Below are 21,355 nucleotides of genomic sequence, written 5' to 3'. Positions count from 1 at the left end.
TGCGCAATGGCTTTACGGCTTACTTCGTGCTCTTCCCGGAGAACGGCTCTTTTGCCTCCGTCGCCCGCAAGCAGCTTTCGCGTCTTGAGAGCTTAACGCCAGCACCACGGCGCCAGAACCACACGACTTCACCGTACGCCTCAGCCACACTCGTCAGTTACGGCCTCGGCGTCCATCGCATCTCCCCGCGCGTCAGTGACGATGGCCAACGCCCCTCATCCTGCGGTGAGACGGCGGTATTTATGCCGCTGATTTGGGTGAAAACGGAAGCGGAATATTTCTGATTCTCAGAAATTCCTGGCTTGACATAATTTCTGAAAATCGGAAGTGATTTGCCCGTCGGGCAGTCACAATCACCGCTGCCGTAGGGTGGGCAAAGCGACAGGGTGCCCACCATCTGGCGGCATACTCAGTGATCGATGGTGGGCACGTCGCTTGCGCTCCTTTGCCCACCCTACTCGATCATTCCGCCGCTAACTGCCTCGGCGCGGGCGGCGGGTTGGCGAGATCGGCGGTGAGTTGAGCGTGGCGTGCCTTGGCGTCCGCGACCGCCTTCTCCTTGACCGGGCCGTAACCGCGGATGCGATCGGGCAGCGAAAGCAACTCGACGGCGGTGTCGTGCGTGACGGGCGACAACAGGCCGAGTGCCGTTTCGACGTCCTTCTCGTAGGCTGCGATCAACTCCCGCTCCAGCTTGCGGTCGGCCGAGTAGCCAAAAATGTCGAGCGGTGTGCCGCGCAGGATGCGCAGTTTTGCCAATGTCCGGAACACCGGCATCATCCACGCGCCGAAGGCGCGCTTCTTCGGCCGGCCCAGCGCATCCTTAGGCCCACCGAGGATCGGCGGTGCGAGGTTGAAGCTGAACTTGAAGTCGCCTTCGAACTGGTCGCGGAGCTGCTGTTCGAACTTTCCGTCGGTGAAGAGACGCGCGACTTCGTACTCGTCCTTGTAGGCGAGAAGCTTGGCGTAGTTGATGGCAACCGCGCGCGGCAGTGCCTCGCCGTAACCGCCATCGGTGGCGGCATTGCGCACCCGGTCGACCAGCTTGCGGTAGCGCTTGGCCAATCGCGCGCTCTGATAGTCCGTCAAGAGGCCCATCCGATGCGTGATGATCTCGTCGAGTGACATCGCATCAAGCGTCTTCGCCGGGACGACGGCGTCGTGATCCTTCATCATCTCCTTGAACCGCGCCGGGTCGGCGGCAGCGAGCCGGCCGAGCTGGAACGCCTGCGTGTTCATCTTGATGGAGACGCCGTTGACCTCGATCGCCTGCAGAATCGCCTTCGCCGACAGCGGCAGCAGGCCGCGCTGATAGGCATAGCCCAGCATCATGATGTTGGTGGCGATGGAGTCCCCTAACAATGCTTCAGCCGGCGTGGTGAAATCGAAGAAGGACGAATCCCTGCGCAGCTCGGTCTCCAGCACCGAGTTGAGCTTGCGGGTCTGGAAATTGAAGTCGCGGTTGAGGATGAAATCCGCGGTTGGAATGACGTGGCTGTTGATGATGCCCACGGTGCGGGTGGACTCGCACAGCGTCACCATATCCTTCGATACCGCCACCACCTCATCGGCCGCCATCACGAGATCGGCGGTGCCGGTGACGATGCGCGAACAGGTGACGTCGGCGGTGTGTTCGGAGAGGCGAACGTGGCTGAGCACCGCCCCGCCCTTTTGTGCCAGGCCCGACATGTCGAGGATCATGCTGGCCTTGCCCTCGATATGCGCGGCCATGCCGAGCAGCGCGCCGATGGTCAGCACGCCGGTGCCGCCGACGCCGCCGACCGCGATGTTGTAGGGGCGCTCCAGCGACGGCAACGAGGCCGGCTCCGGCAGATCGCCGATATCGCCAAGACCTGAACTATCAAGGCTGGCCGGCGCGCGGCGGCGCGGCTTGCCGCCGTCGATGGTGACGAAGGACGGGCAAAAGCCCTTCAGGCACGAATAGTCCTTGTTGCAGGTCGACTGGTTGATGGTGCGCTTGCGGCCCAGCTCGGTCTCCAGCGGCTCGACCGAAATACAGTTCGACTGCACCGAGCAATCGCCGCAGCCTTCGCAGACGGCCGGATTGATCATAACGCGGCGCGCCGGGTCTTCCATCAGGCCGCGCTTGCGGCGGCGGCGCTTTTCGGCGGCGCAGGTCTGCACGAAGACGATGGCCGAGGTGCCCTTGATCTCGCGGCACTCCTTCATGACGGCGTCGAGCTCGTCGCGGTGACGTGTGATGACGCCGGGTGCGATGTCGGACGTGGGATAAAGGTGCGGATTCTCCGAGACGAGATAAATATTGCGGATGCCTTCGCTGTGAAGCTGGAAGGTGATCTGCTGTGGCGACAATTCGCCGTCGACATGCTGACCGCCGGTCATGGCGGTCGCGTCGTTATAGAGGATCTTGTAGGTGATGTTGGCGCCCGAGGCGATCGCCTGGCGGATCGCAAGGCTGCCGGAATGGAAATAGGTGCCGTCGCCGAGATTGGCGAAGACGTGCTCTTCCTTGGTGAAGGGTGCAACGCCGACCCACGGCACGCCCTCGCCTCCCATATGGGTGTAGGTCTCGGTGTTGCGGTCCATCCATAGCGCCATGAAGTGGCAGCCGATGCCGGCAAAGGCGCGGCTGCCTTCCGGCACCTTGGTCGAGGTGTTGTGCGGACAGCCCGAGCAGAAATACGGCGTGCGGGTGACCGGCGCGACCGCCTGCATCTGAGTCGCCTGTCGGCCATTGAACCAGTCGGCCTTGGCGCGAAGCATCGCGGCGATTTCGGGATTGAGGTTAAGTCGAAGCAGGCGCTCGGTCAGCGAGCTCGCCAGCGAAGCGACGCTAAGTTCGGCAGCGAAGGTGAGGAAGCGCTTGTCGTGGTCGTCCATCTTACCGACGATGCGCGGGCGGACGTCGTCGCGCCAGTTGAACAGCTCCTGCTTGACCTGGTTCTCGACGATCTCGCGGCGCTCCTCGATGATGAAGATTTCCTCGAGGCCGACGGCGAAATTGCGCACGCCTTCCGGCTCCAACGGCCAGGGCATACCGATCTTGTAGAGCCTGAGCCCGATCTTGGCGGCGATCTCCTCGGTGATCCCGAGCTCGCGCAACGCCTGGCGGATGTCCTCGTAGCTCTTGCCTGATGCCATGATGCCGTAGCGGGCGTTCGGCGAATCCATGGTGATGCGGTTGATCTTGTTGGCGCGGGCAAAGGCGATCGCGGCGTAGCCCTTGTAGTCCTGCAGGCGCAAATCCTGGGCAAAGCGGTCATCGGGCCAGCGCAGATTGAGGCCGCCCGGCGGCATCTCGAAATCGGAGGGAATGATAAAAGGCTTCATCTCATCGGTGAGGTCGATCTCGGCGGTGGTCTCCACCGTCTCGGTGATCACCTTCATGCCGACCCAGCAGCCGGAGTAGCGCGACATCGCGATACCCAAAAGGCCCATCTCGATCATTTCATGGATGCTGGAGGGGTAGAGATAAGGCATCAGGGCGGAGATGAAGGCGTGGTCCGACTGATGCGGGACGGTGGAGGATTTTGCGCCGTGGTCGTCGCCGGCAAGGCAGAGCACGCCGCCGTTTTTCGCTGAGCCGGCCGTGTTGCCGTGGCGGAACACGTCGCCGCAGCGGTCGACGCCGGGGCCCTTGCCGTACCAGATGCCGACCACGCCATCATATTTGGCGCCGGGCGAGAGGTTGAGCTGCTGCGAACCCCATATTGCGGTCGCCGCGAGGTCCTCGTTCACGCCGGGTTGGAACTTGATGTTGTACTGCTCGAGATGTTTTCGCGCGGCGAACAGCTGCTGATCGTAACCGCCGAGCGGCGAGCCGCGGTAGCCGGAGATGAAGCCGGCGGTGTTCAGCCCCATCGCGCGGTCGCGGCGGATCTGCGCCATCGGCAGGCGAACCAGCGCCTGGATACCGGTGAGGAAGACGTGGCCGGTCCCTTGCGTGTACTTCTGATCGAGACTGATCGGACCCTGGTTGATTCCCATTGCAGCCCTCTTTGCCGGTGAGCCTTGATCGCGACGACTGTTTTTTAGCTAGTCATCTCTGCTTGTTAGAACCAGTCTATGTCGGATTTTTCCGCGCGCGCAGCACAAATCTCGGCTTCGAAGCCGCAGTTCGAAAGATCGCAATTTCGTGCCGGGAATAACGGCGGGGCATTTCGGTTTGTGTCGTCTGGAAGCCCCCGCGCGAAATGGCATGACGTCCCTCCTCGCTCCTCTTTCGCGCTATAACGCCCCCGGAGGCCATATGGTGCAGGGACCCATGCGGACGATTCTCGCCGGCGTATTTTTGTGCACTGCATTCGCCGCTGTCGGCGGCCAAGCTCAATCCAGTGCTGAACCCAAGGCAGAACCGACCACTGAGGATATCGCGCGCGGCAAGGCGCTGACCGTGGCCGGCGACTGTGCAAGCTGCCACACCGCCGAACCGAACAGGCCGTTTGCCGGGGGAAAGCGGATCGATACGCCGTTCGGCGGCATCTATGCCCCCAACCTGACGCCGGATCGCGAGACCGGGCTCGGCGCATGGAGCGACGAGGATTTCTACCACGCGCTTCGTTTCGGCGTCGCGCGTGACGGCTCGCGCTATTACCCGGCCTTCCCGTATCCGAATTTTTCGAAGCTGACGCGGCAGGACATTTTTGCGATCCGCGCCTACCTCGCGACACTGACGCCGGTGAACAATCCGCCGCGCCCTCCGGAGCTGCGCTTTCCGTTCAACTACCGCTTGGTGATGCGCGGCTGGAACTGGCTGTTCTTCAAGCCGGGCATCTTGATGCCGGACCAGACCAAGAGCGCAGAGTGGAACAGAGGCCGCTATCTGGTCGAAGGCGTCGCGCATTGCGGCGCCTGCCATACGCCGAAAAACATGTTCGGCGCCGACAGGCGCGGCCGCAGCCAGAGGTTGGCTGGCGGCATCGTGCAAGGCATGTTCGCGCCGCGGCTGGACGGCGCCGAGCGTAGCGGCCTGAAGAGCTGGAGCGTGGACGACATCACCGAATATCTGCAGAGCGGACGCAACGCGAAAAGCCATGCCGGCCAGTTGATGTCGGAAGTCGTGGTCAACTCGACGTCGAAAATGAGCGAAGCGGATGTCCGCTCCATCGCGGTGTACCTGAAAAGCCTGCCGGCCGGTGTGCCGGAGCCGACGACCACTCCGCCCTCGCCGGCGCAGATGGCCGCTGGCCAAAAACTCTACAACGGCGCCTGCGTCGCCTGCCACGAGGAGGACGGCTCGGGCGCGCCGCGGATCTATCCGCCACTGCCGGGCAACGCCAATCTGCAATCGGCTGACGCCACGAGCACGCTGCGCATCATTCTCGACGGCGCCGAGACCGTGACGACGCCGCGCGCGCCGAACAAGGGTTCGATGCCGGGCTACGCGGCGAAGATGACCGACCAGGAGATCGCGGATGTCACTAACTACATCCGCAATGCCTGGGGCAATGCAGCGCCGCTGGTGGCGGCGGATGAAGTCGCAAAGGCGCGACGCAAATGATCATGTCCCGGACGCGGTGCAGCGCGCAGCGGTGCTCCGCAGAGCCGGGACCCATGGCAACAATGGACCCCAGATCAGCAGCGCACCGCTACGCGCTGCGCAGCATCCGGGGAACGTAGACACTAGCGCTGCTTCGCCGGGCGGCAGGCTCGATATGGCAACCTCACATTCGGAACCAATGGGGAATCACAGGTTCCAACATTACGGGGTTGCAACTTTGGCGCGGAACATCCGCGCGCGCCAATACTTAGCTTTGGGATGCTAACGGAGGAACCCATTCATGGCATACCAACCCAACCCGAACGATCCCTACCGTACCGGCCTGAGTGATGAAGAAATCCGCCGTCAGGCCCAGCTCAACAGCCTCGATAATGAGTTGCAGCCCGATCCCGCGCTCGGCGAAGGGGCGCCCTCCGGCGCGAAGGTCGCGATGTTTGCCGTTGCCATCGCCGTCGTGCTCGGCGCGCTGTTCTATGGCCTGAACAACACCACCGTGAACCAGGCCGGCACGTCGCCGCCGAACCAGACCGCGCAGACTACCCCGGCCAATCCGGCCGCGCCTCCCGGCATGCGTGACGTAACGCCGAAGGCCAACACCGAGCCGGGAACGACCACGGGCGCCGCGACCAATCGTCCGACGCCGGCCTCACCGAACCCGACGGGCACCGAGGTCGATCGCGCCAAGCAGTAAGAGTTGATCTTTGAAGCAACGAGCAGCGGGCCAAACGGCCCGCTGTTTTTCGATCCGTGTTCGCCTAGCCAAACATCTTGTTGAGTTCGCCGCCGGAATAGCCGTTGGCGAACTCGCCAAAGCTGCCCTTCTCCGCCATCTCCTTTGACGCCTTCATGAAGCCGGCCCATGCCATCCGCGCCAGCGCGCCGCCGACGCTGATGCGGCGCACGCCGAGATCGGACGCCGCCTTCAGCGACGGTCCGGCCGCGCCGACCAGAAGGTTGACCGGCTTCGGATGCACCGCCTTCACGACGGCTGATATTTCCTCAGCCGTCGAAATGCCCGGCGCGTAGAGGCAATCGGCGCCGGCCTCGGCATAGGCGGTGAGCCGGTCGATCACGAGCTTGAGATCCTTCTGTCCGCGCAAGAACGCCTCGCAGCGGCCGGTGAGCAGGACGCCGCTGTTGTCGGCGTCGATCGCATGGCGCGCCGCCTTGATGCGATCGACCGCCAGCGCGCGATCGAACAGCGGCTTGGCGTTGTCGCCGGTATAGTCCTCGATCGACAGGCCGGCGACGCCGGTCTCCACCGCGCGGGCGACATTGACGCCGACCTTGTCGGGCTCATGGGCAAAGCCGTCCTCGAAATCGGCATTGACGGGGATATCGACCGCCGCGGAGATCGCGGCGAGATGGTTGCAGACGTCGTCGACGGTGACGCGATTGTCGGGCTTGCCGAGCGTCCAGGCAAAGCCGGCGCTGGTGGAGGCCAGCGCCTTGAAGCCGAGATGCTGCAGGGCCTTTGCGCTGCCGACATCGAAGGGATTTGGGATGATGAAGCATCCGCTCTCGTGCAATTTCCTGAATGCGGCGCGCTTGTCAGCAGTTGTCAGCATGGGTCGTTTCCCTCCGGTGTTCGTTGGCGCCGCGTAGATAAGACTGCAGCGCCTGTTGCGCCAGACGTCACGCCACGACCTGGCGCAGGAATGTCCGCTCTTCGGCCAGAATGAACTTGTGCTCCTCGGCGAAATTAAAGTTGGCCATGCCTTCGCTGTCGGCGCGCAGCCGCGCTCGGTAGCTTTCATACGCCGCCAGGCTGTCGAACGAGATCAGCGCGAACGCAATGTTGTTGGTGCCCTCGTGCGGCATCCAATAGCCGAGCAGATCGCCGCCGCATCTCGGGATGATGGTGAGCCAGTTCTTCGAATACTGCTCGAACAGCGCGCGCTTGAAGGGATCGAGCTGGTAGCGGATGAAGACGGTGACGGTCATGATGTTCTCCTATGCTTGGACTGTCATTGCGAGAAGCGAAGCGACGAAGCAATCCATTCCTCCGCTTGCGGCGGCATGGATTGCTTCGCTGCGCTCGCAATGACGGAGCAACTTTCTGAGAGCACACAATACCCGCTTGCCTGACCTCGATGCTTCGGCTATCATCGAACTATGAAAGCAGGTCCCGACATTGCCGTGGTCGCTTCGCTGGTCGGCGATCCCGCGCGCGCCAACATGCTGACCGCGCTGATGACCGGCCGCGCGCTGACGGCAAGCGAACTCGCGCAGCAGGCCGGCATCACGCCGCAGACCGCCAGCTCGCATCTCTCCAAGCTCGAGGCCGGCGGGCTGATCGAGCCGGAGAAACAGGGCCGGCACCGCTATTACCGCCTCACCGGCCCCGATGTCGCGCATGTGCTGGAAGGGCTCGCCGGCCTCGCCGAGCGCGCCGGCCATACCCGCGTGCGCACGGGGCCGAAGGAGCCGGCGCTGCGGCGGGCGCGGATCTGCTACGACCATCTCGCCGGCGATCTTGGCGTGCAGATGCTCGACAGCCTGCGCCGGCAGAAACTGGTGCGGCAGACCAAGCAGGCGATCGAGCTGACCGGCGAAGGCAAGCGCTTCATGGCCGAGGCGTTGCAGATCGATACCGATGCGCTGGCGCATCCGCGCCGTCCGGTGTGCAAGGCTTGCCTCGACTGGAGCGAGCGCCGTCACCATCTCGCCGGCACCCTCGGCGCCGCCGTGATGAACCGCTTCACCGAATTGAACTGGGCGGCACGCGATACCGCGCCGGGCAGCCGCGTCGTCAATTTCACCCGCACCGGCGAAAAGCGCTTTGCTGGGCTGTTCGGGAGCGAGCCGGCATAACGAACACGGCGCCTGAAATCGGCTCCTTCAGTTGGACACGCTTAGTACGGTCAAGGACCGCTTGTTGTGGCCCGGCGTGTGAAACTCGATCGCCTGGCCAACCGATAGACCGATCAACGCAGCTCCAACCGGCGTAAGAACCGAAACGCGTTTTAGCGTTATGTCCGCTTCGTGCGGATACACCAACACTACATCCCGGACTTCGCCGGTCTTGTCATCGCAATACCGGACCTGCGAGCCCATGCGTACCACGTCGCGCAGATCGGAATTGTTCGCCACCACGCTTGCACGCTCCATCTCCTGTGCAAGGAAATGGGCCACGCGCGGAAAAAGCACCGCGCTCGAACTGGCCAGGGCATTCAGGCGCCTGGCCTCATCCTCAATCACGGTGATGGGCGGCAACGCGAATTCAGGCTTGCCCTTGCGATTAGTCTTATTCATCACCTTCTCTCCTTTCCTAAGCTGCCGATGGCCCCGGATCATCATCAAAGGGCTTTTTGCCCTTGACCACCGGATTGCAAAACAGAGCCCTGACAACATCATTCGGACCACCTCGACTGACGCGTTCGACCCTGACCACGCTGGTGCGGCCAGCGGTGAAGAAGGGGATTTCGCTTCCGACCTTCAGCCCCACCAGCGCTGCACCCAACGGCGACATCACGGGAATCTGGGTTCTCTCGGATGTGTAGTCTTCGGGGTACACCAGTCGCCTCGTCGCAGGGGGGAAGCCCCAACTCACCCAGAACGTCACCCACGAACCCATGGTGACGATGCTGTCCAACCTGGCTGCCCGATCGGGGACGATTTCCGCACGGTTGATTTCACTCAACAGAAAACGTGCATCGTTATCGCCTTGGTCGGCGCCGACCCGCGCAAGCCGTTCCAAACGCCGATGATCAGACGCCGGAAGGGTGACGTCCGGAATAGAGGGATTGTTCACGACATGCCTCCTTGTTTGGGCTTTCCTCACGGAAGAGCCACACATCAAATTTGTTGATGAACGAGAGGGATATCCGGACGGCAAAAGCTACCGTCCGGCTAAGCTCCTGCTTGGAGGCGTCCGGCGTGCAGGCAGCGGCGCGCAATGCGCGGATCGATTTGGAGAACGTGTATCATCGTACAGCTAACCTAGGACGTTCTGCCGTGCCCTGCATCGCGACCAAAGACCGCACATCTGCGCCCTTGCCGCTGCAGCATTCTTGAACTTTTCCGGCGGAAGCAGAGACCAAGGGGGACCTTTGCGTTTCAGACGAGATTTTCATGAACCATTTGCTTCGAACCCTTGCCGCCGCGATGGTGGTGGCATGCTACGCCCTGCCCGCCTCGGCGGAGGAGCTGCCCAAATTCAGCGATCACAAGCTGAAGGTCTATGCCGGCAAGCGCGCCAAGCCGCGGCTTGACCATGAATTCTGGCGTGACCGCAGCGAAACCTATCGCGGGGCGATGGAAGACGACAAGATCAACGCCGGCGGGCGTTTCATCGTCGTGATCCTGCCCTGCGGCACCGAATGCCAGGCCCCGACCTTCCTCGACGTCCGCACCGGGCGGATCACGCAGCACTTCGTCGTATCCGATTGGGGCAATGTGTCTGAAGAGTTCAAGCCCGTGGTCAGCCGCGCAGACAGCCGCCTCATCGTCTTCCGCGGCATGCGAAACGAGAAAGGCATCAGCGGCAACCACTACTACCTGATCGACGACAATGGCGAATTGAAGCACCTGCATACGACGGACACGAAGGGTGATTTCAGCGCCATGCTGAAAGCGGACTGATGCTCATACGAACCCGCCCTCGGACCAGTTTCGTCATTGCGAGCGCAGCGAAACAATCCGCGTCTCGGCTCGGGGATAGATGGATTGCTTCGCTGCGCTCGCAACGACGTCGATATAGCGGAGCGCCCGAATCTCTCCCCTCATCCGGAGGAGTCGCGTCAGCGGCGTCTCGAAGGATGAAAGCCCCAGTCGGGCCTGCATGGTTCGAGACGGCGCTGCGCGCCTCCTCACCATGAAGGGGACCGCTCTCGCCAAAACGTGAAGCAGCACCGGCTTTACCGCACGCGTCCATCGCATCAATAAGGCCGCATCTTCCGGAGACGGAGCCTGCGATGCGACATGTCATCATGATCTGCTTTTCTCTCATCGTGGGCGGCCTCTCCTGCGCGCACGCGGCCGAACCTGCAGCGCGCGAGCCCTATGGCATCGCACTCGAGGGCTTTGCCTATCCCTACCCGGTCCATTTGCTGCCGCTGGCGAACGACGGCGAGCAGGTGCGGATGGCCTATATGGACATTGCGCCGGCGCAGCCGAACGGGCGCAGCGTGGTGCTGCTGCACGGCCGCAATTTTCCATCGAGCTACTGGGCGCCTGTTATCAAGACCTTGAGCGAGGCCGGCTATCGCGTGGTGGTGCCGGACCAGATCGGATTCGGCAAATCCTCAAAACCACAGGGCGAGCTACACTTCGATACGCTGGCGCGCAACACGATCGCGCTGCTCGACCATCTGCAGATTGCCAAAGCCGACATCGTGGCGCATTCGCTCGGCAGCATGCTCGGCGTGCGGATCGCACGCGCCTATCCCGACAGGGTCGCCCATCTGGTGCTGACCGCGCCGATCGGCCTGGAGGACTACCGCCTCTACGTGCCGCCGACGCCGACCGAAAAGATTCTGGAGAACGAAGACAAGCTTACGGCCGACGGCTACCGCAAGCAGCTCGAGACCAATTACGCGTTGAAGCTACCGCCCGAGCAGGTCACCCCCTTCATCGATGCGCGTTTCAACATCAAGGCCAGTGCTGAATATCTGCGCTGGCTGCGTGCCTTCGTCAGCTCGGCGCAGATGATCTATCGCGAGCCGGTGGCGCACGAGATTCCGCTGATCGCCCAGCCGACGCTGTTCGTGATGGGCGCCGACGACCACAATGCACCTGGAAGAGCCAATGCGCCGGAAGCGCTGCGCGGGAAGATGGGCCAGAATGCCGAGCTCGCCAAAGCGCTTGCCGGCAGGATGGCAAACGGCCGGGCCGAAGTGATCGCGAATACCGGCCATCTGGTATTTCTGGAGGCGCCGGACAGATACCGCGAGTTGCTGCTCGGATTTTTGGCCGCAGCCCCATGATTGTGGGGCGATGACAAATCACGACATTCATGTTCCATTCAGACGTTCGTGACTAGGTTCCGACCGTGCCGCCTTGCGGCCAAGAACGGGAGAAAACATGAAGTACCTTTTTGCAGCAATTTTGGCCCTGGGCACCGTTGCCAGCTTCAGCGCGGCGGAAGCCGCGGGCGGATGCGGTCCCGGCTGGCACCGTGGCCCCTATGGTGGTTGCCAACCCAATCGCCGGGCCGTGATCGTTCGTCCGGCCCCGGTGGTCGTGGCGCCGGCTCCGGTCGTCGTGGTGCGGCCCGGCCGCGTGTGCCCTCCCGGCACGGTGTGGCGTTATGGACGCTGCCGCGTTTACTGATTTTCTTTTCAAGCAACGACAAAAGCCCCGCTCGCGCGGGGCTTTTCCTTTTCTTGTTCCGACAGTCTCAGGCGGTACGTTACCAGTAGTAACGACGACGGCGCCAGTAGCGGCGACGCCAGCGACGGCGGCGATGCCAGCCCCAATACCTGCGACGCCAGCGGCGACGGCGCCATCCCCAGTGCCGGCGGCGCCAGCCCCAGTGACGACGGCCCCAGCCGCGATGACGGCCGCGGCCCCAGCGCACTTCCTCGGGCGTGAGTTGCTCGACCTCTTCACCGCTGGTGACAGCAGGCTGAACATCCTTGTCAGGGGGGAGTTTGGCATCATCGGCGAGCGGCGCCGGCATCAGCGGAGCAGCCTGTGCGCTCGCGGCAAGCGCGACGCCACCGGCGGCAAATCCAAAGGCGAGTTTCAGAAAGTGGCGGCGTTCCATCACATCTCCTCCTCCGTCTGCTGTGTGCGAGAGAAGATGAGTTTCGATCCATGTAGATGAACACGTGCTGAATTACGTGTTCAGCTTTGTCGCGAACGGACTCGATCGAAAATTATTTTCGCGCGCTGTTGCTCGCGTCGGAACATTCGCCGTCCTTGCGACATTTCTGCAGATCGAACAAATCCCGTTTACGCCACAAGCTCCTCGGCCAGAACGAGCACCTCCCGCGTGCGCGTCACGTCCGGCCAATCGCGGTTGAAGTCGGCGACCAGGCGCTTCATCTCCGGCCCTTCGGTCGCCCGATCGAGCGCAGCCTTGTCGGGAAATTGGTACATCGCCACATGCTGCGACGAGTCGCTGGCGCTCCAATAGCGCCACGCCTTTGCTGCGCCGAACGATTTCAGCGCATCCGGCAAATGTTCGCGCGAATACCAGGAGTCGAACGCCTCTCGTTTGGTGGGGTCCGGGACGGTGGCGCGGACGACGAAACAGGCTGCGGGCATTTTGGTTTCTCCCTCGATTATTTTCGTAGGGTGGGTTAGCGAAGCGTAACCCACCGATGGCGCAAGATGCGGCAATCGTTGTCGGTGGGTTACGCTTCGCTAACTCACCCTACGAGGCAACGGCACCTCTCCACTCACAACTGTCACATGCTCTGTGATATCAAGGCCGCGCGCAACGCGTTATCCGAGGTGCCACCTATGCCCACCAGCCATCGCTCCCTGCTTCTGTCCGCGCTCTGCCTACTGGCGGCGGCCATGCCTGCGGCGGCAGAGGACATTGCCCTGCCCCGCGAGCCGCAGGTCGGGCCGCGGCCATTCTATCTCGTCGATAAGATGAAGGACGGTCCGCTGAAGACGCAGCTCGCGCAATGTACCGGGCCATTTCGCAAGACCGACTTTTCCATCGGCCACCGCGGCGCCGCGCTGGAATTTCCGGAGCATACCAGGGAATCCTATATGGCGGCCGCCCGGATGGGCGCCGGCATCATCGAATGCGACGTGACGTTCACCAGGGACCGCGAACTGGTCTGCCGCCACTCGCAATGCGACCTGCACACCACGACCAACATCCTGACAGTGCCGGAGCTTGCCGCCAAATGCACCCAGCCCTTCAGCCCGGCCGATCCCGCCACCGGCAAGAAGGCATCGGCAAAATGCTGCACCTCCGACATCACGCTCGCCGACTTCCGCCGGCTCTCGGCCAAGATGGACGGCTTCAATCCCGATGCGAAGACACCGGAGGAATACCAGAACGGCACGCCGCGCTGGCGCACCGACCTCTATGCCAATTCCGGCACGCTGATGACGCATGACGAGAGCATCGCGCTGATCAAAAGCCTCGGCGCCAAATTCACGCCAGAATTGAAGGCGCCGGAAGTGTCGATGCCGTTCGATGGCGACTACACGCAGGAGAAATATGCGAGCCAGATGATCGCGGCCTACAAGAAGGCCGGCATTCCGCCAGGTGATGTATTTGCGCAAAGCTTCGATCTCGGCGACGTGCTCTATTGGGTGAAGACCGAGCCGGAATTCGCCAAGCAGGCGGTCTACCTCGAAGAGCGCTACGAGAAGCGGGGTCTCGATCCGAGTAAGCCGGAGACCTGGAAACCGTCGATGGCGGAATTGAAGGCGCAGGGCGTCGCGATCCTGGGGCCGCCGATCCCGATGATGCTGACGCTGAACGGCAACAAGGAAATCGTGCCGTCCGAATACGCCAAGGCGGCGAAGGCGGCGGGCCTCGACCTGATCGGCTGGTCGCTGGAACGCGACGGCCCGCTGCACAAGGGCGGCGGCTTCTATCACCGCCCGATCCGGGCCGCGATCGACCGCGATGGCGACACGCTGACGGTGCTGGACGTGCTGGCCAGGCAGGTCGGCGTGCGCGGCATGTTCTCGGACTGGCCGGCGACGACGACGTTTTACGCGAGCTGCATGGGGATGAAGTGAGGGATTGGCGCTTCGTAGGGTGGGTTAGTAGCCGAAGGCGTAACCCACCGCAGGGCTATCCGCGCGTTGAGACCTTGGTGGGTTACGCTTCGCTAACCCACCCTACGAAGCCAAACTACGCCGGCTCCAGCCCGAGCGCCTGCGCGCTCTCGATCCAGGACGACAGTTCGCGCTGGTACAGCGCATTGCTTTCCTTGGTGCCGATCGCCGGCTCCAGCGCAAACGTTGCCAGGACCTCCTTCACCTTCGGGTCGTTGTTGGCGGCGACACAGAGTTCGGAGAGCCGCTCGACGATCGGCTGCGGCGTCGCCTTCGGTACTGCCCAGCCGGTGAAGCCGCTAAGAGTAAAGAACTTCGATGTCGCGCCCTGCTCGGGCAGCGTCTTGACGTCGGAGATCGCGGCCACCTTCTTCGAATGCACGCCGAACACCACCCCGTTATTACTCTGCAGCACGGCCTGTGCGGCCGTGTAGCTGCCCATCGCGGCATCGAGCGTGCCGTCCATCAAACCCGTCCACATCGGCGCTTCGCCGCGGTAGTGGATCGGCTCGATCTTCAGGCCATACTGCTTGTTGAGCTCGTTGATCGTCATGTGCGGCGCCGAGCCGGCACTATAGGTGCCGAAATTCACCTGGCCCTTCTTGCGCGCGAACGTGACGAAATCGTCCAGTGTTTTGACGCCGGACGCCTTGCTCGCAATCAGCAAAAGCCCGGCACCCGGAATGACGCTGACGAGCGTCAGGTCCTTGTCCATGTCGTAGCCGGGATTCTTCATCATCACCCGGTTCATCACATAAGTGGCCGAGATCGAGCACAGGATGGTGTGACCGTCCGGCGCCGCGCGTGCAACCTCCGCCGCGCCGATCGAGCCGGAGGCACCCGCCTTGTTTTCATTGACGACGTTCTGTCCGACCTGCCTTGCGATGTAATCGCCGAAGGCGCGCGCCAAGAGGTCGGTCTGTCCACCCGCCGGATAGCTGCAGACCATGCGGATATTGCGCGACGGCCACGTGCCTTGCGCGGAGGCGCCGCGGCCAAGGAACGGCATCGCGGCGGCGGCCGAACCGGCGGCAATGAAATGACGGCGGTTTAATTTTAGGGGCATATCTCCTCCTTGATTTTTCAAGGAAGGTATCGCATCGCCCGGCTTCCGCCATATCCGAACGCCGGGACAGATTGGCGCACTTTATTTGGGCTTTCGACTCTAGTCGGTGGCGCGCTAGCTCGATGATGGTATTTTACACTACGATTTTCCGAGAGCTGGAAAATGTGTACGACCAGCAGTTGGCCGTGGTCTTGATGACACGGGCCTGTCGCACGACACGTGTAAACCTCCACTCTCACTCTGCGTCCGAACTCAGCTGTGCTTACCGCAGAGCGTGCAGCGCGGAGCGCAGCAAGAAGCGCCAGAAGGGCTAACCCATTTTGCTGGCCGGCCGCAGCATCGGCGTCAGCACGGGAGAAGAGCCGCTCTGGATTCGGCCGGTGATTTTGAACCCGAGGCGTTGATAGAAGGAAATGTTGCGCGGGTTCGAGCTTTCGAGATAGGCCGCGACACCCTCCTCGTCGCAGCGTCGAAGCGCATGTTTCATCAGCTGCGTGCCGAGCCCTTGCCCGATCCAGCTCGGATCGGCGGCGACAAGAGGCAGATACCAATGGGGCTCGGACGGATGATGTTCGGCCATTCCGTTTATCAGGGCTGTGATATCCTCTGATATCTCCGGGCGCAGGGACCCCTCCATGATGGCGTCCATTTCAGCCTGGTCCGGCTCGATGCCTGGTGGCAGCCACAACGCGGCAGCACGCGCCCCAGGAGTGATGTAGGCTGTGCCATGCTCGAAAGCCCGACCGCCGAAGGCATCGAAGAACCGAGGCGTTATTCTGAGGTATTCGGACGCATCAGGCCAAACCCAGCGCGCCATCGGGTCGGCCGCAAAGCCAAGCACAATGGTACTGATTGCGCGTGAGCGGATGTTCACGTCCGCGGATTCGACTTCTGGCGCCGCCGACATCGTGTTGTTCCCTCGATCATCCACCCTCAATGTAAATGCTGGAGGCCTTCTTTCCAGTCGGTTGCATGCGATCACAATTTCCGAAATGTGCGGTCACGTCCCCAGGGCACCAGCCGCTTGACCCCCAGCTTCCGGTGTGTCCAACCGGCTCCTATTTCTTTGAACGCGTAAAAGGCACAAACCGCACGAGCGCGACGGCGCGCGCCGTCGTCCTGTCGGGAGCCGATTTTTCGACAACGGTGAGGTGCTGCGAGGCGTAGGCGGCTCCCACCGGCATGACGAGCCGGCCACCCACTTTGAGCTGCTCGATCAGTGGCGGCGGCACCTCACCAAGTGCGGCGGTCACCACGATGGCGTCGAAAGGACCGCATTCCGGCCAACCGACGAAGCCGTCGCCGAGCTTGACGCTCACATTGTCATACCCAGCGTCCCGGAGCGATTTCGCGGCAGCCTCGGCCAATGACGGGATGATCTCGATGGTGCAGACCTTCCGCGCCAGGTGTGCCAGGATGGCGGCCTGATAGCCCGAACCCGTGCCGATCTCGAGCACGACGTGATCGGGCGCAACTGCAGCCAACTCCGTCATCAGGGCGACGATGAGCGGTTGCGATATGGTCTGGCCGTGGCCGATCGAAAGCGGTGTGTCGGCGTATGCGGTGGAGCAGGACCGCTCTGAGATGAACAGATGGCGTTTCGTGCGCCGCAAGGCCTCAAGAACTCTATCTGACAGCCCGTCCTGGCCCAGGGCGTTGGCGTGGGATCGGGCGTAGGCGCTGACGGTTTCGACCATGGCGGCCCGTTCGCGGACGCAGTCAGTGTCCTGTGCGGCCACTTCATGCGCGACCGCAACCATGAACAGCACGAGCAGCAGCAAGATCTTCGCGATCATGCGGTCCGCCATACAATATCAAAGCACGTTCACAATCGCTGCGGGCCCAAGAACGTTAGCCTTCGGCCTGCGACCATGAAGCCTATTGTTGCCGAGGCTGCAATCTCACCGGCGGGCGTGCTTGCGTTCTAACCTCTGTTGGGGCAAGCGCTGACACTGGCTTGCGCGGCGGGCCGGCAGCCGGCGGCGGCGGAGCCACTGACGACCGGCGCAGATTCTGTTCGGAAACAGCTGCAATCGCGCGCGCCGTTTGCTCCCGGCTCTCCTTGAGTTGCTCGGCATTCTCAGCCGTTTCGCGGGCCAATACTTCCTGGCCAGCCTTGAGCTGCTCGATCTCTTGCCTCATGCTTGCGAGATCGCGCGCCATCGTCTGAAGCAATTGTGCGGTCTCGGGAGCAATCGGGTTCACCGCGTCCTGTGCCGCGGTTTGAGCCGGAGCTGGCAATTGCGAAATGGCCGCATCCGCCGCAGCCAGCTGAACCGCTGGCGGCTTGTCGGCGGCGACCTTCGGTGTTTCCGAGGGCAACGACGAAGCTGCGGCCAGTTGCGGCGCCCACTGCGCGATCATCGGCCTCGCCGCGTCACCATAGGAATGCCAGGCGAACGCAGCGGTACAGATGCCCGCTGTCAGCAACAGACCGATAAAGCCGCGTAGCGCCGGTCTGCCACGCGATGATCGACGCGAGCTGTTCTTCCGCGCGCCATCGTTCTCCAACTTGGAAATCTGTTCATTGACGCGCGCGAGCTGCTCATCCGCGAGAGCGATCTGTTCATAAGCATGCGCGAGCCGTTGATCGGCACGCGCGACCAGCTCCGCGTCTTGCGTAGATAGTCCCGGACTAACGTCGCGCGAATCAGTTGGGCTGATAGTCGCCGAGGAATCCATGAGTGGCCTCCTGCCAGTTTTGCCGTCAACTGGACGGGCGATCGTCGGAATGTAGACTACTCCGTACCGCCGTTTTGACTAAAGCAAGGCTGGTATAGGGCTGATTTTGGGCATCAGCCTTCAGGTTCCTCCGTCGAGATCACGGTGCTGGCGCATCACATCAGCTTCATCGGACTGTCCGCGACCACACGCAGATCGATCCGGCCGATCAGGTTCGAACGCAAAACTTCGGCGGCGCTGATCGCATCCATGGTCTGGCGCAGCGTGCTGACATTCGATCCGAGCGAGACGATACCGCCGAGCACCAGAGCAATCGACCCAAGTGCTGCGGTCTGACCGGCGGCGAACAGCCCGAGCATCGTCACGAGCAGCAGCGCGAAACCGCCGGCGATCGCCGCCTTGGAAGCCAGAATGAACTTCCGGCACCGCTCGGCGGCTTCGGCGAGCCGCTCGAGCCGCGCCTCGATCTCGGCAATCTCGTCGGCGGGATCGTCCTCAACTATCGAATTCAAGATCGAGCACCCATGCGTCAGTTGCTTCCGCCGCACGAACCACTAGCCGATGGTGATACCGTGAAACGGCTGGATGCTACTGGACGCGGGCCGCGCCGACAACGGATGCCGGCTGCCCGTCAGGACGACTTGCGGCCGAGGAAGGGCGGGATATCGAGCACCTTTTCCTCGACAGGCGTGCGCACGGGCGCCGCCCGGCCGAATGAATCGAGGCGTTGCGACGGTGCCGGCCGCAAATGTTCCGCGACCCCCATTCGCGCTTCGAGGTGGCGGGCCGTGGGGACCGACGGCGGCGGCACGCGATCGGCAATGCGGCGCCGGTCGTGGCTCAGCCGGCCGGCGAGGTCCGACAGCATGCCTTCCGCCTGATGCGCCGCGCCAGCCGCATCGAGATTGTCGATGCCGGTCGCCACGACAGAGACGCGGACGACCCCATCGAGATCGGCATCGAAGGTGGCGCCGACGATGATGTTGGCATCCGGATCGGCCTCGTCGCGGATGCGCGTCGCAGCTTCGTCGACTTCGAACAGCGTCAGGTCGCGCCCGCCGGTGATGGAGACGATCAGGCCGCTGGCGCGCTTGATCGAGGGATTTTCGATCAGCGGGTTGGAGATCGCGGCGATGGCGGCATTGAGCACGCGCTTGTCGCCGGAAGCCTCGCCCCTGCCCATCATCGCCTTGCCCTTCTCGCGCATCACCGAAAGGACGTCGGCGAAATCGAGATTGATCAGGCCTTCCTTGACGATGAGGTCGCTGATGCAGGCAACGCCCGAATAGAGCACCTGATCGGCCATCGCAAACGCGTCGGAAAAGGTGGTCTTCTCATTGGCAACGCGGAACAGGTTCTGGTTCGGAATGATCAGGAGCGTGTCGACCGCCTTCAACAGCTCGGCAATGCCGGCTTCGGCATAGCGCATGCGGCGCTGGCCCTCGAACTGGAACGGCTTGGTGACGACGCCGATGGTGAGAATGCCGAGGTCGCGCGCGGCCTTGGCGATGACGGGCGCGGCGCCGGTGCCGGTACCGCCGCCCATGCCGGCGGTGATGAACACCATGTGGGCGCCGGTCAGGTGATCGCGGATCTCATCGATGGTCTCTTCGGCTGCAGCGCGGCCGATATCGGGCTGCGCACCGGCGCCGAGGCCGCCGGTCACCTGCGTCCCCATCTGGATGACGCGCTGGGCCTTGGAGCTGGTGAGCGCCTGTGCGTCGGTGTTGGCGACGATGAACTCGACGCCTTCAAGTCCGGCGTCGATCATGTTGTTGACGGCATTGCCCCCGGCGCCGCCGACCCCGAATACGATGATACGGGCCCTCAGCTCGCGGATGTCGGTGCCAGTCATTTTTGCCCCACGGTTGCTCCGCCAAACCGCGGAATGAGAAAAAAGAGATTGCTACCTACGCGCCGCCTTGCGGTCCGACTCTACCAGGCTTGCCGCCAGATGACCGACCCGGCGCGCAGAATGTCCGTGATTCTCGCTGGAACCGCCAGCATGGAGGGCGGTCCGCAGCGCTGTCACCTCACCCTCAAGCCGCGCCGCCGCCTCCCTGGCGGCCTTGGTCTCGGCTGTCATCTGCATCAGTTCGGTCACCAGGCGATCGGCGCGCTCGCGTTCGTGTTCAAAATCGGCGCGATGACCGGCTGCTCTGGCTTCCAGCTGCGCGATCTCCGCCTGCAGCGTCCCGACAAGTGCCCTCAATTGAGCGGCCTCGCCCGCCCGGTGACCAACCGGTGGCTGAGGCTTGTGCCTGACTTCAGCGAAATCAACGTTCACCAGGGCCCTGCCATCGTCCGAAAGCGACCGCGGCAGCCGGAGCCTGCGGGCAAGCGAACGGGCGGCCGCCACCGAGATGTTCAGGCGGGCGGCCAGGGCTGCATAGGTCAGAATCTCAACGGACATCGGCTGTTCTCCTCGAACGAACCGCGCTGGAATCGGCTGATCATGACCGGATAGTGACCTGAGGCTAGCGGCGTTATGGTTAACAAGTGGTTAACAAAGGGCGCTCAGTGGCTTGGCGCCTATTCTTCCGATCGACGCGCTGCCCGCAGCGGGAAAAGCTGGTGTAGGATCAACAGCTTGCAGTATAATCCCGCCATCGCGGCTGAGGCGCGATAGCTATGGATGACGACGAACTCGCTGATCTGCACAAATTCCTGGCCGACTACCACCGCCAGCTCGCCAAGGACGCGGTGCTCGACGTCGTGCAGCAATATCATGCCGATCTGGCGCAGCGGCTCGCCGATGAAGCTGCGCTGATCCCGCGGCGATCCGCGATCGCGCAAAGGCTGCGCGAGGGCGAGCAGCGCAAGCGCCAAGAGATGGAGTGACTGTTTCGTGGGGTGGCCAGCTTCGTAGGGTGAGCTGAGCGAAGCGAAGCCCCCCAGAATAAATAAACGGCTGCGGTTCGAAAAATGGTGGGCACGGCGCTGTTGCGCCTTTGCGCCACCCTGCGGCTCCGGTTTCGGCTATCATCGCGCGGCGATGGGGGCGGACGACAAGGAGATCGTCATGAACAAGCCGCAGCCAGTCAAGGACGCCAGCCATCTTTACGAGGTCGAGCGCCGTGCCGAACACGCCACGCGTCCCGGCTTTCGCATCATGGAGCTGCAGCTCTCTGCAACCCAGAAGGTGCCGTGGCACACCCACAGCAAGGTCTCCGATACGTTCTATATTCTTGAAGGGCAGATGCGGAGCCGAAAGAGGAAGTGAACCTGAAGCCGGGCGAGGTCTATGTCGTCAGGCCGACGCGGCCGCATCTGGTGACCAACGCCGGTACGACCTCGCTCACCTTCCTGGTCCTGCAAGGCGTCGGCGAATACGATTTCGTGCCGCTGGTGTCGCGTTAGGCGGGCCGTCGAGGCGGCCAAGCAAGGCAAGCTCACGACGCTCGGTCAGTGATCATCGGGCCGCCGAC

At 62.9% G+C, this 21,355-nt stretch carries 24 protein-coding genes; 10 read left to right on the top strand and 14 right to left on the bottom strand.

Going from position 1 to position 21,355, the window contains the following annotated elements:
* Nucleotides 1-462: 462 nt before the first annotated feature.
* Nucleotides 463-3,969: an indolepyruvate ferredoxin oxidoreductase family protein gene (locus tag QA643_RS16685; RefSeq protein WP_283034189.1), complete on the bottom strand. Its 3,507-nt coding sequence runs from the start codon at nt 3,967-3,969 to the stop codon at nt 463-465.
* 277 nt (nt 3,970-4,246) lie between these two features.
* Between QA643_RS16685 and QA643_RS16680 the strand changes: the two genes are divergently transcribed.
* Nucleotides 4,247-5,482, top strand: a complete 1,236-nt coding sequence (locus tag QA643_RS16680; RefSeq protein WP_283034188.1) for a cytochrome c — start codon at nt 4,247-4,249, stop codon at nt 5,480-5,482.
* A 280-nt stretch (nt 5,483-5,762) separates the two neighbouring features.
* A complete protein-coding gene (locus QA643_RS16675) occupies nt 5,763-6,173 on the top strand; it encodes a hypothetical protein (protein WP_283034187.1) in 411 nt (136 codons plus the stop codon).
* A gap of 64 nt (nt 6,174-6,237) precedes the next feature.
* Here the strand turns inward: QA643_RS16675 and QA643_RS16670 are convergent, their stop codons facing one another.
* On the bottom strand, nt 6,238-7,050 hold the full coding sequence (locus QA643_RS16670) for an isocitrate lyase/phosphoenolpyruvate mutase family protein (protein ID WP_283034186.1): 813 nt from the start codon (nt 7,048-7,050) through the stop codon (nt 6,238-6,240).
* 67 nt (nt 7,051-7,117) lie between these two features.
* The gene (locus QA643_RS16665) at nt 7,118-7,426 is read right to left on the bottom strand and encodes an NIPSNAP family protein (RefSeq protein ID WP_283034185.1); all 309 of its coding nucleotides are present in this window, start codon (nt 7,424-7,426) and stop codon (nt 7,118-7,120) included.
* Between the two features lie 171 nt (nt 7,427-7,597).
* On the opposite strand from QA643_RS16665, the gene QA643_RS16660 reads away from it, so the two are divergent.
* Nucleotides 7,598-8,296, top strand: coding sequence for a metalloregulator ArsR/SmtB family transcription factor (locus QA643_RS16660; protein ID WP_283034184.1), 699 nt, complete (start codon nt 7,598-7,600; stop codon nt 8,294-8,296).
* Between the two features lie 27 nt (nt 8,297-8,323).
* Here QA643_RS16660 and rnk read toward each other — a convergent pair whose 3' ends face one another.
* Both rnk and QA643_RS16650 read right to left on the bottom strand, forming a co-directional pair.
* The gene (gene rnk, locus QA643_RS16655; protein WP_283034183.1) at nt 8,324-8,737 is read right to left on the bottom strand and encodes a nucleoside diphosphate kinase regulator; all 414 of its coding nucleotides are present in this window, start codon (nt 8,735-8,737) and stop codon (nt 8,324-8,326) included.
* 16 nt (nt 8,738-8,753) lie between these two features.
* Nucleotides 8,754-9,236, bottom strand: a complete 483-nt coding sequence (locus QA643_RS16650; RefSeq protein WP_283034182.1) for a GreA/GreB family elongation factor — start codon at nt 9,234-9,236, stop codon at nt 8,754-8,756.
* 320 nt (nt 9,237-9,556) lie between these two features.
* Here QA643_RS16650 and QA643_RS16645 point away from each other — a divergent pair, with 320 nt between their 5' ends.
* From QA643_RS16645 to QA643_RS16635, 3 genes are all read left to right on the top strand, one after another.
* On the top strand, nt 9,557-10,066 hold the full coding sequence (locus QA643_RS16645) for a hypothetical protein (protein WP_283034181.1): 510 nt from the start codon (nt 9,557-9,559) through the stop codon (nt 10,064-10,066).
* A 332-nt stretch (nt 10,067-10,398) separates the two neighbouring features.
* The gene (locus QA643_RS16640) at nt 10,399-11,409 is read left to right on the top strand and encodes an alpha/beta hydrolase (RefSeq protein WP_283034180.1); all 1,011 of its coding nucleotides are present in this window, start codon (nt 10,399-10,401) and stop codon (nt 11,407-11,409) included.
* Between the two features lie 97 nt (nt 11,410-11,506).
* Nucleotides 11,507-11,755, top strand: a complete 249-nt coding sequence (locus QA643_RS16635; protein WP_283034179.1) for a hypothetical protein — start codon at nt 11,507-11,509, stop codon at nt 11,753-11,755.
* A gap of 79 nt (nt 11,756-11,834) precedes the next feature.
* On the opposite strand, the gene QA643_RS16630 is transcribed toward QA643_RS16635, so the two are convergent.
* Nucleotides 11,835-12,191, bottom strand: coding sequence for a twin-arginine translocation signal domain-containing protein (locus QA643_RS16630; RefSeq protein WP_283034178.1), 357 nt, complete (start codon nt 12,189-12,191; stop codon nt 11,835-11,837).
* 188 nt (nt 12,192-12,379) lie between these two features.
* A complete protein-coding gene (locus QA643_RS16625) occupies nt 12,380-12,694 on the bottom strand; it encodes a hypothetical protein (RefSeq protein ID WP_283034177.1) in 315 nt (104 codons plus the stop codon).
* A gap of 255 nt (nt 12,695-12,949) precedes the next feature.
* Between QA643_RS16625 and QA643_RS16620 the strand changes: the two genes are divergently transcribed.
* Nucleotides 12,950-14,140, top strand: coding sequence for a glycerophosphodiester phosphodiesterase family protein (locus QA643_RS16620; RefSeq protein ID WP_283034176.1), 1,191 nt, complete (start codon nt 12,950-12,952; stop codon nt 14,138-14,140).
* 115 nt (nt 14,141-14,255) lie between these two features.
* Here QA643_RS16620 and QA643_RS16615 read toward each other — a convergent pair whose 3' ends face one another.
* The 7 genes from QA643_RS16615 to QA643_RS16585 all read right to left on the bottom strand — a co-directional run bounded on the left by QA643_RS16615 (nt 14,256) and on the right by QA643_RS16585 (nt 20,340).
* Nucleotides 14,256-15,245, bottom strand: coding sequence for a tripartite tricarboxylate transporter substrate binding protein (locus QA643_RS16615; RefSeq protein ID WP_283034175.1), 990 nt, complete (start codon nt 15,243-15,245; stop codon nt 14,256-14,258).
* Between the two features lie 310 nt (nt 15,246-15,555).
* Complete coding sequence (locus tag QA643_RS16610; protein ID WP_283034174.1) at nt 15,556-16,152, bottom strand: GNAT family N-acetyltransferase; 597 nt, start codon at nt 16,150-16,152, stop codon at nt 15,556-15,558.
* A gap of 151 nt (nt 16,153-16,303) precedes the next feature.
* Nucleotides 16,304-17,041, bottom strand: coding sequence for a protein-L-isoaspartate(D-aspartate) O-methyltransferase (locus tag QA643_RS16605; protein ID WP_283034173.1), 738 nt, complete (start codon nt 17,039-17,041; stop codon nt 16,304-16,306).
* Nucleotides 17,042-17,123: 82 nt separating this feature from the next.
* Nucleotides 17,124-17,927 carry a hypothetical protein gene (locus tag QA643_RS16600; RefSeq protein ID WP_283034172.1) on the bottom strand — a complete coding sequence of 268 codons (804 nt, stop codon included), beginning with the start codon at nt 17,925-17,927 and terminating at the stop codon, nt 17,124-17,126.
* 155 nt (nt 17,928-18,082) lie between these two features.
* Nucleotides 18,083-18,430, bottom strand: coding sequence for a hypothetical protein (locus QA643_RS16595; RefSeq protein ID WP_283034826.1), 348 nt, complete (start codon nt 18,428-18,430; stop codon nt 18,083-18,085).
* Between the two features lie 128 nt (nt 18,431-18,558).
* On the bottom strand, nt 18,559-19,782 hold the full coding sequence (ftsZ, locus tag QA643_RS16590) for a cell division protein FtsZ (RefSeq protein WP_283034171.1): 1,224 nt from the start codon (nt 19,780-19,782) through the stop codon (nt 18,559-18,561).
* A 51-nt stretch (nt 19,783-19,833) separates the two neighbouring features.
* Nucleotides 19,834-20,340, bottom strand: a complete 507-nt coding sequence (locus QA643_RS16585) for a hypothetical protein (protein WP_283034170.1) — start codon at nt 20,338-20,340, stop codon at nt 19,834-19,836.
* A 218-nt stretch (nt 20,341-20,558) separates the two neighbouring features.
* Here QA643_RS16585 and QA643_RS16580 point away from each other — a divergent pair, with 218 nt between their 5' ends.
* The 3 genes from QA643_RS16580 to QA643_RS16570 all read left to right on the top strand — a co-directional run bounded on the left by QA643_RS16580 (nt 20,559) and on the right by QA643_RS16570 (nt 21,287).
* A complete protein-coding gene (locus QA643_RS16580; protein ID WP_283034169.1) occupies nt 20,559-20,768 on the top strand; it encodes a hypothetical protein in 210 nt (69 codons plus the stop codon).
* 181 nt (nt 20,769-20,949) lie between these two features.
* Entirely contained in the window at nt 20,950-21,150 is a 201-nt protein-coding gene (locus QA643_RS16575) for a hypothetical protein (protein WP_283034168.1), read from the top strand.
* On the top strand, nt 21,147-21,287 hold the full coding sequence (locus tag QA643_RS16570; RefSeq protein ID WP_283034167.1) for a hypothetical protein: 141 nt from the start codon (nt 21,147-21,149) through the stop codon (nt 21,285-21,287). Before QA643_RS16575 ends, QA643_RS16570 begins: the two co-directional genes overlap by 4 nt.
* The last annotated feature ends 68 nt before the right edge of the window (nt 21,288-21,355 follow it).

The organism is Bradyrhizobium sp. CB3481 (assembly GCF_029714305.1).
Lineage (GTDB): Bacteria > Pseudomonadota > Alphaproteobacteria > Rhizobiales > Xanthobacteraceae > Bradyrhizobium.
Note: the sequence above shows the minus strand (reverse complement) of the source record. Positions and strands in the feature narration are given on the sequence as shown.